Source organism: Glaciecola sp. XM2, assembly GCF_018595715.1.
Lineage (GTDB): Bacteria > Pseudomonadota > Gammaproteobacteria > Enterobacterales > Alteromonadaceae > Glaciecola.
In genome coordinates, this window is the sequence record NZ_JAHEOJ010000023.1 from 1 (window position 1) to 11,962 (window position 11,962).

An 11,962-nucleotide genomic window follows, 5' to 3' on the forward strand; every position below is an offset into this window, starting at 1 on the left:
TGTGCTTAAGCTAAAATCTTAGCTACAACACCGGCGCCTACTGTGCGGCCACCTTCACGGATTGCAAAGCGTAAACCTTCATCCATCGCTATCGGAGCAATTAGCTCTACGACGAATTTAAGGTTATCACCAGGCATTACCATCTCTACGCCTTCAGGTAGCTCTACTGCACCTGTTACGTCAGTTGTACGGAAGTAGAACTGTGGACGATAGCCTTTGAAGAATGGAGTATGACGGCCACCTTCATCTTTGCTTAGTACATATACTTCTGCTTCAAACTTAGTATGCGGGTTGATTGAACCAGGCTTAGCCAATACTTGACCACGCTCTACGTCTTCACGCTTTGTACCACGTAATAGAACACCTACGTTCTCACCAGCACGACCTTCGTCTAGAAGCTTACGGAACATTTCTACGCCCGTACAAGTTGTCTTCGTAGTGTCTTTGATACCTACGATTTCAACTTCTTCACCTACTTTAACGATACCTTGCTCAACACGACCGGTTACAACCGTGCCACGACCTGAGATTGAGAATACGTCTTCGATTGGAAGAATGAACGGCTTGTCGATGTCACGCTCTGGCTCTGGAATGTAGTTGTCTAGCGCTTCGCCTAGCTCTACAATCTTCGCTTCCCATACTGGGTCGCCTTCTAGCGCCTTAAGTGCTGAACCTTGGATTACCGGTAAGTCATCACCAGGGAATTCATATTCAGTTAATAGCTCACGTACTTCCATCTCTACTAGCTCTAGAAGTTCTTCGTCGTCTACCATGTCACATTTGTTCATGAATACGATCATGTAAGGAATACCAACCTGGCGACCTAACAAGATGTGCTCACGAGTTTGTGGCATAGGACCGTCTGTAGCAGCTACTACTAAGATACCACCGTCCATTTGTGCAGCACCGGTGATCATGTTTTTCACATAATCGGCGTGTCCTGGGCAATCTACGTGAGCATAGTGACGCTTAGGCGTGTCATACTCAACGTGAGAAGTTGCGATGGTGATACCACGTTCGCGCTCTTCTGGTGCGTTATCGATTTGATCAAATGCTTGGGCGCTACCACCGTAAGTCTTTGCTAGTACTGTAGTGATTGCCGCTGTAAGCGTCGTTTTACCGTGGTCAACGTGGCCAATTGTACCTACGTTTACGTGCGGTTTCGTACGTTCAAACTTTTCTTTTGCCATTTCTATTTTCCCAGCAAAGTTAACATTAAAAATTTAATCAGGAGATCGGAGAATGGTGCTGATAGGCAGATTCGAACTGCCGACCTCACCCTTACCAAGGGTGCGCTCTACCAACTGAGCTATATCAGCATCTTAGATGGAGCGAGCAGCGGGAATCGAACCCGCATCATCAGCTTGGAAGGCTGAGGTAATAGCCATTATACGATGCTCGCATTCCTATATTCTCAGACCACCTCATAAAAAAGTGGTGGAGGGGGCAGGATTCGAACCTGCGAAGGCTGAGCCGGCAGATTTACAGTCTGCTCCCGTTGACCGCTTGGGTACCCCTCCAGAGATTGATGGTGCCGACTACCGGAGTCGAACTGGTGACCTACTGATTACAAGTCAGTTGCTCTACCAACTGAGCTAAGTCGGCACTGCATCAAGTGGGTGCGCATTCTAGAGTAAGCTTTACCGCATGGCAAGAGACAAATGACAAAAATATGCCTTTTTTTGACAATTAATCTCAAGCGCTGAATAAAGCCTAATTTTTACAATGCATTATGACTCAACACTTGCACTAATTCTGGCTAAACCTGCGAGTACCAAATTGTCATGCACAAGCCAGTTATTGCTCATTGATTGGACTATCGCACCTGCATCTCCACCGCTGATGATCACCGTGAAGTCATCAGATTTAGTTTGCATCGTTAGATATGCCTGATGCGCCATGCCGACTAATTGCGCAAGTGCTCCATTTGCTACGCACTCAGCGGTACCTGTTCCTGGGATAAGTGCAGAAATGACATCCTCAAAATCAAAAACACGGTTCGCATTGGCCGCTACACTCGCTCGTAGCATTTTTAATCCTGGGGCGATCCAGCCGCCTATATGCTGACGTGAGACCACAAAATCACAGGTTACTGCGGTACCAGCATCAATGACCAAGACATCCTTGCTTGAGAGCGCATCCGCCCCCAACATGGCCAGCCACCGGTCACTTCCCATGTTAGAAACGGTTTTATAACTGTTGCTGATGCCGAATTGCAACGCTTTTGTGTGCGCTTGATAAAAAGGTACTTCTGCCGCTTTCAGTAGATGGATGATGTGCTCATTGTATGCATCTGCTTTAACACTGCAAAAATGCACAATTGGCTTATCTAACAATAGGGTATTGATGTCATCTAAAGAAATGGTCTTACCTTTAATATCTTGTAAGCTTTCCCCTTCTTGATACCAGCAGTATTTTAATTTTGTATTACCGATATCAATGAGCAATTTAGATTGGCCTGACACTGATTTCGCCCCCATGGTACGGTTTGACCTGTCCCTCACTTTCTAATAACAGAGCGCCACTGGCGTCTATACCTCGGCTAATTCCTTTGGTTACAAAATTGCCCGAGACAAGACTGACCGATGTCCCCACATATAAATCGCGCTCTGCCCACTCTGACAAAAACGGCGTTAAACCATGTTCTTGAAACTGCGGAAGCATCGTCCACAGCGATTCAATCAAACAAGCGACGAAATAGTTACGGCTCGTTTCTTCGTTCAAGCCGCTATGGATATCGGTGAATGCTTGGTCAATATCAACATTATCGGGTAGGCGAAAGTTTACGCCAATACCAATAATTGCCGTTGTCATTTCTGTCACCTGCCCTTCAACCTCAATCAAAATACCTGCTAGTTTCTTATGTTTGTGATAAATATCGTTGGGCCATTTCAATTGGCAGTCAGCAAGTCCGACTTTCAGTAAGGCTCGATTCACCGCTAGACCAACCATCAACGAAAGTCCTGCCATCGATTGGTAACCACTATCAAATCGCCACAACATGGTCAGGTAAATACTAGCACCAAAGGGAGATATCCACTTTCTACCCCTTCGGCCACGACCACTTGTTTGTGCCTCGGCCAAACATAAGCTACCTTGTGGTAACTCTAAGCTTTTACGCTTGATGACATCGTTTGTAGAATCAACAATGTTTTCGACTAGGATAGGAGCACGCTGGTCAAAACCAAAATCAACCAAGGTATTTTCGATGTGTTGTTGGTTTAACAATTCCACTTGCTTTGCCAAGCGGTAGCCACGACCTTTGACACTAAATATATCCAACCCAAGGGTATTTAATGCTCTAACATGATTTGAAACAGAGCTTCTGGTGATCGATAACTGCTGAGCAATCTCCGCCCCCGAGACAAAGTCATGCGCGCTCAAAAGCGATACAATCTGTATTCTAAGGTTATTTATACGGTTAGTTTTGTCGTCAGTGTGCTTCATAAAGTGCTTTTGTTCATAGAATGACTGCAGATTTTCTGCCCATTACTCTCACTTCGTTCTCAAGTTCAATCCCATATGTGCTTTGCACATTGTCGCGAATTTCACGCGCGAGAGCCAATAACTCTTCACCGGTTCCATTGCCATGATTAACGAGCACGAGCGCTTGATGTTCATGGCAGCCAATCCCACCTATAGATTTTCCTTTATATCCTAATTGGTCAATCATCCAAGCTGCGGGAATTTTGACTTTACCTTCTGGCGCGCTGAAATGAGGGATATTTGGATATGCTTTTTGCAACTGCACAAACTGCTCACGCGCAACGGTTGGGTTTTTAAAAAAGCTACCCGCATTGCCAATAATGGCAGGATCTGGCAGCTTACTGGTTCTAATCTCAACGACTTTGTCAAAGATATTCTCTGGCGATGGGTCTACTAATTCTGCGAGGGGTCCATAACTTGTTACCAACTGATGTTGTTTGGGCAATACAAAGTTCACCGACGTAATCACTTTGGGATTATCAGTATCGCGCTTAAACCTACTGTCTCGATAGGCAAATGCACATTCTCGATTGGTAAAATGGCCCATCAGTCCGGTGTTAATATCTAAAAACTCAACACTGTGAATAAAACGTTCGATCTCTACGCCATAAGCACCAATATTTTGAATTGGGCAGGCACCAACGGTTCCTGGAATAAGTGCAAGATTTTCGAGACCATAAATTTTTTGTGCCATACAATAACAGACCAAATCGTGCCAGTTTTCTCCCGACGCCACGTTTAAATGATAGTTATCTTCGTCCTGTGACACATGAATGCCATGTAGTTGGTTTTTTAATACCAAGCCCTCATAATCTTGTGTAAATACTGTATTGCTGCCATCACCTAACAAAATAAATGGTTTAAATTGCAACTTTGGTAAGAGCATTACTAAACTATCTATCGTATCGATAGTCTGATATTGAAAGCAGTTTGCCATTAATCCAAAGGTATGCAGTGATGATAATGGCTGCAAAACCGCATGGCTTGAATGAGCAACGTTTGGGATAATAGGGTCGTTCATAACGCTCTGATGCAAAGGCCTCTTAAATGGGATTCTAGGGGGTTTATTGTGATGTGCAAGCATTCTCGACAAAAATGCGTCTGTTTAACTATGAGCATTGGACGAACCGCAAGCATAAGTTAAGGATAATTACACCATGGTATTACTAAAGATGATGACAATGAGTTGGCGTACTCGCATAATCTAGAGAGGTTGTTTAGCGGTCTATGCAAATGAAGCAGTATTTAGCATTGTTAGTAACTGCCATCGTGCTTATGTTGTGGTGTTTCTTTGTTGAGGCACAAACAACTTTATTCGATGAGCGATTCAAAAATGAATATGCAAAGATGCGACAGCAACCTCAAGCATACGCAGAAACGTCAGGCCGTTCATCACCAGACGCCGATTTTTATACGCAGGCTCAGAATGACTACATTCTCGCTGAGGCCTATATTAAACTTGAGCGCGATAATGCCAGCATTCTTCAATTGCAAGAAGGGATCTCACGACTAGCGGCAGCGAGCCCGCAAAGCGCTCAACTACAAGCGGAATTTTTTGAGCGTTTGTCTGACCTGTATCTTCGGTCCAATGATTTATCAACCGCTCGTATCGCTATAACTGACGCTATTAACAATACTTTGCGTGGCTCACAAACCTCAGTTTTGCTGAATCGGCTACAAAAGCGCGCATTTATTGACCAACGCGCCGGCGCAAGTATTTCAGCACTACAAGATTTACAATTGGCTTTGCAACTTGCCATAAGTGAAGATGACACCTCTTCAGCGGTAATTATTTCAATTAAAATTGCGCAGCTTCATCAACAGCGAAACGAGCATGCGATCGCACTGAGTTACGCTCAACGAGCCATTACAACGGCTGAGAGCTTCAACGAGTCAACAACTATGCTAGAAGCTCTCATGGTGAGCATGCCAAGCCTTATCGCAAGTCAAAGGTGGGACGAGGCACGCTCCCAATTAGCGGCGATAAATGAGATGCTAAGTGATCAACAAAATACTCTTTACAGCGCCCGTAGTTTGCAGTTTGCGGCAGACATCGCTTTTCAAAATAATGCATTAGAAGAAACCATTGAATTGAGTTTGCGTGCGTTGGCGCTTTTAGAGGCTGATCAACAAACCTATATGGCACAATCGCATTTATTATTAAGCCGCGCTCATACCGAACTAAACGATATGGACAGCGCAATAGAGCATTTAGTTGCCGCATTTAACGCCACGCAAATCGACAATAGTGCATTTGATCTGGTCCAAAGTATTCATCTTCATAGGGCGGAATTGCTTGGGCGCTTAGACCAATTTGAAGAAGCTTTTAGAGTCACAAAAGACGTACTTGCGGCCAGAGATGTGAACAAGCCCATTGATGAAATTAAACGCATGTTAGATATACACACCAATTTTCAGCTACAACTTCAACAGCAAGAGAACGCAGAGTTAAAGCAAAAAAACCAAGTTCAAACCTCTGAAATTGAAGATAAACAAATGCTAAACAGGCTTTACTTTTTAGTCATTAGCCTTCTGTTTTGCATGACATGTTTGTTGTTATTATTATTCATCAGAAGCCGCAACCACCGTTTAAAACTCGAGTATATTGCGCATACAGATGCCCTTACTGAACTCTATTCACGCCGCCGCATAATGGAAATACTAGAGCATCAACAAGATATGTTTAATCGAAATTTATCCCCATATTGTGTGGCGATCATAGACTTGGACTTCTTTAAAAAAATCAATGATACCTATGGTCATCAATGTGGTGATGATGTATTGAAAGACGCCGCTCAGCTTGCTCGGGACACCTTTCGTAAAACCGATAGCCTAGGGCGAATAGGGGGTGAGGAGTTCTTATTCATTTTTCCAGACACCCCGATTGAACAGGGCATTAGATTGCTTGAGAAATATCGCAAGCGCGTTCATAAAATTGCGAGTAAGCGCAATATGCAACAAAGCACAACGACGTCTATTGGCCTGGTGCAAGCCATCGAAAAAGAAGATATTTCTAACATTATTAGTCGCGCCGACCGAGCACTGTACAAGGCAAAAAACAATGGGCGTGACCAAATTATAAGCGATATGAATCTAGCTCTGGACAAGGCAAAATAGCTGTAGTCTACTAGTTTACCTAGGAATCTTTTCTTAATGCTTCCTAGTCGCCCAAACTAATCAACAGGTCAATCATTTCAATGGAATATAGCAACCAAACTATTAATTTAGACGATGTGTCAGTAGAAAGTTTACCGCTCAAAGGAATCTCCACACGCTATCGAACCATACATATCTCACTCACTGTATTGGTAACAATCATTATTCTTGCCGTGTTTGCTTTTCTCGATAGCGGCATAGTGATCACCCGCCCAGAATGGATGGAGTTTTTAGGCGCAGCGATTTACGGATTAGTTTTATTTTTTGCACTTTGGAATATTCTCTATATCGTTTTTTCCTTTCAGTTCATTCAATATGCGGTGCGTGAACAAGACTTACATTTTCAATCGGGACTGTTTTTTCGAAAGCTAGTAAGCCAACCTATTTTGCGTATTCAACATATCGAACTTAATCGTGGACCTATCGAGCGAAAGGCCAACTTAGCGACGCTTCAAGTGTTTAGCGCTGGAGGTGTCTCACACACATTTGAAATTCCTGGATTGGATTATGAGGAGGCAGTGGCATTAAGAAAGTTCATCATCGACCATAAGGATTTGTCTTTAGATGAGTGATCACGCCGATATGTTAGAACGCACGCCTGACGATAGCGCTTCTGATGCGCAAATTAAACGAGAAATCGCAAGCGATGAGTGGTCTCGCGTTTCCCCCATTGCCATATTGTATTTTTTTGCCAAAACTTTATTTTTTATTATCAATAATATTGTCATTTATTCCTTACCCATCTTTGCCTTTAACTTTGCAAAAGCAAAAGAGAATATCGTATTTATAGGCTTAGGTTGTTTAGCACTTGCCATTTTGATCGCAATGGGCTCGTTATTAAAATACCTATTTTACTTTTACAGATTAAGTGCTGACCGTGTCGAAATCAAACAAGGTGTCTTTCAAAAATCCCACCTTGATTTGCCGTTTGCTAAAATTCAAAACGTTAAGATTATTCAACCGTTTTATTATCGCTTCAGCAATTTTGCCATCATTGAACTTGATACCGCCGGTTCTGCCAAGCAAGAGGCCAACATTGTTGCGATACGACTTCCCCTAGCCGAATCCTTTAAACATATTGTTCAAAGCATCATTAAAAAGCCAAACAGCGCTGATAAACATGAAACAAAAGATACTGAGGAACAAGGTAACCAGGTCCATTCAAGCGATGAAGTAGTGCTTAATAAACGCTCCATCAAAGATTTGATCATTCATGGCATCACCAATAATCGCGTATGGATTTTCTTGGGCTTTTTAGCCCCGTTTTACAATGCGATCGCCGAAAATATCGGCAATATTCTAATGTTAGTGGGTTTTGATATCGCGAGTTTCTTAGACTACGAAACCCAATCAATGGGCGTGTTCTTACTGCATCTGTTTTCCATCTTTATGCTACTGATGCTGGTACTCGTATCGTTTTCTATCATCGGCGCTATCTTTGTTTTTTTCGACTATCACCTAAGCAAGAGCGGCGGGCGTTTTATCCGACGTAGCGGCCTCTTTACCAAACATGAAGTGAGCATGAAAGGCTCTCGTATCCAACGTGCCGTTCAGCAACAAGATTGGTTAGATATCATTATTGGCAGGGTCAATCTTAGTTTTGAACAAAACTCAGCAGGTGTGCACGGAGCTAATCAAGGGGGGCAACTTAACAGCGCGACCAAACTCATTGTGCCGTCGGTGACTACTATGGAGGCCGATGAATTGACGCTTGACGTTTTTTCAGTTAATGCATTATCAAAAATCTCCTTCCAGCGAATTAGTCGACGCTTTATTGTCCGCCTCTTGCTGTACCCAATGCTAATGATTTATGCCATCCCTGCACTACTTTTAGGCGCTATGCTCATTAATGGAAGTGGCAACCCTACGGTGTTATCAGCGATTTTAATCGGCATATTAGTTTTGTTAGTCATCCTAAGTGTATTACGATGGTATCGATGGGGTTATGCAAGTGACGATACCTTTATTTATGTGAGAAAAGGGCTATTCGGGCGTGACTTTATTGTATTTCCGATACGTAAAATTCAACAAACCAAGTTTGTACAGACACCTTTTATGCGCAAAGCCAATCTAGCGACGGTGAAGTTTGTATTGGCATCAGGGGGGATAACTGTGCCGTATCTAGATAAAGCGGTCGTTACCAATATCATTGATGAAGCATTAATGGTTACCGCTAAAGAGAAGCCTGCTTGGATGTAGTAAATAACCAGCGGCCATCCGAATCGGTGCGCTTAGTCATCTGCCCATCGTAGAAAAGGTAATTGAGATGGGCGAGACCCTCCGCAATAGCAAAGAACATATTGTGTTCGTTGAGCTCTCGCTGAAACAACACGGGTAAGCAATCATTTACGCTTTTCTCTTTAATGCAAAATTCGAGTAAATCTTTCAAGTGCTTTTGGTGATGCGCGATAAGCTCATCTACCCGCGTGTGTAACCCTACAAACGGCAGTTTATGTGAAGGTAGCACCCAAGTATCGTGAGGTAAATTCTTAAATTGTGGGAGTGTATCGAAGTACAATTTAAGCGCATTGGCATCGGGCTCTGTACTATAAACACCGATGTTCGGAGAGATATTTGGCAACACATGATCACCAGAAATTAGTATATTTTTATGTTCACAATACAAACATGCATGCTCAGGTGAGTGGCCTCTCCCAATAATCACCTTCCATGTATAATCTCCAATGTCTAAGTGCATACCCTCTGTAAGTCGAATATAGCCCAGCGGGATAGGTCTCACCACTTTCTGCAGCCCCCCTTTTGAGGCAGTTGCCTGCTCAATATATGCGTCGGTCATGCCACATCGTTTAAGGTACTGACGATCATTGAAATTAGAGGCCCCACGCCCGCCAGCGACCATCGCGCGGCTCACAAAGTACTCTGACATAGTCATGTATAAAGGTACTTCGAACTTTTCAGTGAGAAATCCCGCCAGGCCAATATGGTCAGGATGCATATGGGTCACAATCACTCTTGTTAACCGAATGCCAGACTCGCTAAAGATGCGCTCCCATAACCGTTCTGTTGTCTGCGTGCCAATCCCAGTATCAAGTGCTGCATATCCATCACCATCTTTGATGAGGTAGAGATTGATGTGGTCTAATGCAAAAGGGAGAGGCATTCGCAACCAATAGACATCATCATCCACCGGCGTTAGTTGAGCGTCCTCTGGCAAATTAAGAGATAAAGGCTGAATACCGGATTTTGTCATGACTGAAACCTAGTGTTACTTCGTTTAGCTAGTGTGGACGACATCAACCTGCAAGATCAATTCAAGTATCTGAATACAACTCCATTGATTAGATGAATTAAGGCACATCTAGCTTACTCTGAAGTCTTCAAAGCTTTCATCACTCAACTGCAACAATATGCTCCTTAGGGAGAGTCATGTAATTATTCTGTCATTAAGAGCGTGTGTTAGAAAAGTGTTCTTGCAAGAGTTCGATAAAGCTAGTTTTGTGTCTGTATAGATCAAACAGCTCTGCCAATAAATGGTTAAAGCGATCCTTCAATTCTGGGTATAACGATACCGCGACACGTAGCTCATCTAGTAAATCAATGCAGCTCTGGTAGTCTTTGTTCGAGCCCAACTGCGGGTAAAGTAAACAAAGTTGCCTGTATAGATTAAATGCAGCTTTAGGCCTGTGTTCAAGACTAGCTTGCGCAATATCGTGCTGAGTGTCCATAGGTAACTCGTATTGATGATTTAACGCCAAGGCCTTATCTGCGCAATTATTACGAATGTACAGCTCAGCTAAGGATTCCACCAAAAGTGAAGGCTCTTTGCTACCAGATATACGTGCATGCGCCTGAATTTTTGATAACAATATCTCTTCAGCCTTTTGAAATACGCGAACGTTTTGCTGGCCTTCTTCCCCTTGTAGGCGCTTGATCAGCTCTATCGTCTCAATGTTTAAGGACCTGCTAAAATATTCCCATGCGTAGACTATTGCTATCCCATCGTCTTTTTGCGCTAGCGATACATCGAGCCCTAATTTTGCGACTACCTCTTCATCTTGAGGTGACTTTGCTAAGCCATTAATAACCTCTAAGTAATGTTTGGCGGTGCTAAAATCATCTGCTAAACAAGCAGCATTAACCACGTCGATATAATCATCTAAGGTTTCAGAGACGTATATACGATACTTGAGATATAACGCAAACTGCTTGCGTGAATATAAATACTCATTCAGCGCGTTTACCTTACGTTTGATTGCGATTTTGTTAGATATCTTAGTTTTTTCGTACCTAACAATGTTCTTTTCTACCCATTGTTGTAACAGTCCATAAAACGCCAAAAGTAAGTCAGCGTCATCGGCATTGATGAATTTATCGGGTAGCCCTGAAAGCTCAAAGTGAATATACTGAGTATCAAATAGCTGTAATAAAAAGTCGGCTTTTTCTGAGACGTTCATATCTAGGCGTTTAAAAGCCGAAGCGTATTTGCGCTCCAATAGAGCCAGCACCCCAAAGCGGTGACCACCAGCGTCATCTATTCGCTCAAGAATTTTATCGTATCGGGCTAACGCAAAAGCACAGAGTTCAAACTGGTCTTGAACGGATAGACTGTCGATCACCTCAAACAATCTATGCAATAATGACAGTGCACTAGCAAAATATAGCTTCACTTTGTCGTGACGCCAAATATCCTTTAGCGGTAGAGCTTTGGTAATACTCTTTTTAAGATCAGAGGGTACTAATTTGCCGGAGGCGAGATCAGCAAAAGTCAACCAGTGCTCTTGAAGCTCACTTGAAGATAAAACAACGCGTAACAGCCCAGCTTTAATGTCTTGTGGTGACAACGAATCTAGATATGCTTTGAGGCGCTCTTCCGGATTTCCCTTTGAGGCAGCTTCCAGCTTTAAAAGTCTTTTTTGATAGGTCAAAAGCGCGGCTACACAATGCCCACAGAAATCAAAACCTTCTGAGACCTCGCAGTTACAACTTCCATCAACTATGCCGTTTGATAATGTAAGCTCAACCTGATTGGTAGCGTGCGATTGCACAATGGCAGTGATCTTAGGCAGTGCGACCGTTAATTGCGTAACGGCTCCGTTAGTAAACAGTAACGTGCCATCTTTATACGCTTTATCACCGGCTAATCTAAGCGCGAGAGCTTCTAAATCGTTCATAGTGTGTGGTGATATCGGCAAACTGAGTTGTCGTTTCGTTAGGAGAATGTAAACCTTAAGCCTACGTTATTTTCGGATATTTTCAATTAAAATCAGGCAATAAAAAAGCCCCAGCATAATGCTAGGGCTTGGTATGGGAGTCTGGCGATGTGCTACTCTCACATGGGGAATCCCCACACTACCATCGC

Annotated in this window: 9 protein-coding genes and 4 tRNA genes; 3 read left to right on the forward strand and 10 right to left on the reverse strand. The window is 43.2% G+C overall.

Features of this window, described 5'->3' with window-relative positions:
• Nucleotides 1-5 precede the first annotated feature (5 nt).
• The 8 genes from tuf to murB form a co-directional block, all read right to left on the reverse strand.
• Nucleotides 6-1,190: an elongation factor Tu gene (gene tuf, locus KJ365_RS10010; RefSeq protein ID WP_214451457.1), complete on the reverse strand. Its 1,185-nt coding sequence runs from the start codon at nucleotides 1,188-1,190 to the stop codon at nucleotides 6-8.
• A 53-nt stretch (nucleotides 1,191-1,243) separates the two neighbouring features.
• Nucleotides 1,244-1,319, reverse strand: a tRNA-Thr gene (locus KJ365_RS10015).
• An 8-nt stretch (nucleotides 1,320-1,327) separates the two neighbouring features.
• Nucleotides 1,328-1,402: transfer RNA gene (locus KJ365_RS10020), tRNA-Gly, on the reverse strand.
• Between the two features lie 33 nt (nucleotides 1,403-1,435).
• Nucleotides 1,436-1,520, reverse strand: a tRNA-Tyr gene (locus KJ365_RS10025).
• Nucleotides 1,521-1,529: 9 nt separating this feature from the next.
• Nucleotides 1,530-1,605, reverse strand: a tRNA-Thr gene (locus KJ365_RS10030).
• Between the two features lie 125 nt (nucleotides 1,606-1,730).
• Complete coding sequence (locus KJ365_RS10035; protein WP_214451523.1) at nucleotides 1,731-2,465, reverse strand: type III pantothenate kinase; 735 nt, start codon at nucleotides 2,463-2,465, stop codon at nucleotides 1,731-1,733.
• Nucleotides 2,449-3,447: a bifunctional biotin--[acetyl-CoA-carboxylase] ligase/biotin operon repressor BirA gene (birA, locus tag KJ365_RS10040; RefSeq protein ID WP_214451524.1), complete on the reverse strand. Its 999-nt coding sequence runs from the start codon at nucleotides 3,445-3,447 to the stop codon at nucleotides 2,449-2,451. Before birA ends, KJ365_RS10035 begins: the two co-directional genes overlap by 17 nt.
• Before the next feature lie 13 nt (nucleotides 3,448-3,460).
• Nucleotides 3,461-4,507 carry a UDP-N-acetylmuramate dehydrogenase gene (gene murB, locus KJ365_RS10045; protein WP_214451525.1) on the reverse strand — a complete coding sequence of 349 codons (1,047 nt, stop codon included), beginning with the start codon at nucleotides 4,505-4,507 and terminating at the stop codon, nucleotides 3,461-3,463.
• Between the two features lie 212 nt (nucleotides 4,508-4,719).
• On the opposite strand from murB, the gene KJ365_RS10050 reads away from it, so the two are divergent.
• From KJ365_RS10050 to KJ365_RS10060, 3 genes are all read left to right on the forward strand, one after another.
• The gene (locus KJ365_RS10050) at nucleotides 4,720-6,603 is read left to right on the forward strand and encodes a GGDEF domain-containing protein (protein ID WP_214451526.1); all 1,884 of its coding nucleotides are present in this window, start codon (nucleotides 4,720-4,722) and stop codon (nucleotides 6,601-6,603) included.
• An 80-nt stretch (nucleotides 6,604-6,683) separates the two neighbouring features.
• Nucleotides 6,684-7,214, forward strand: a complete 531-nt coding sequence (locus KJ365_RS10055; protein WP_214451527.1) for a PH domain-containing protein — start codon at nucleotides 6,684-6,686, stop codon at nucleotides 7,212-7,214.
• Complete coding sequence (locus tag KJ365_RS10060) at nucleotides 7,207-8,841, forward strand: PH domain-containing protein (protein WP_214451528.1); 1,635 nt, start codon at nucleotides 7,207-7,209, stop codon at nucleotides 8,839-8,841. Before KJ365_RS10055 ends, KJ365_RS10060 begins: the two co-directional genes overlap by 8 nt.
• Here KJ365_RS10060 and KJ365_RS10065 read toward each other — a convergent pair.
• Entirely contained in the window at nucleotides 8,816-9,853 is a 1,038-nt protein-coding gene (locus KJ365_RS10065) for an MBL fold metallo-hydrolase (RefSeq protein ID WP_214451529.1), read from the reverse strand. The genes KJ365_RS10060 and KJ365_RS10065 overlap by 26 nt on opposite strands.
• 193 nt (nucleotides 9,854-10,046) lie before the next feature.
• Nucleotides 10,047-11,774: an SWIM zinc finger family protein gene (locus KJ365_RS10070; RefSeq protein ID WP_214451530.1), complete on the reverse strand. Its 1,728-nt coding sequence runs from the start codon at nucleotides 11,772-11,774 to the stop codon at nucleotides 10,047-10,049.
• Nucleotides 11,775-11,962: the final 188 nt, after the last annotated feature.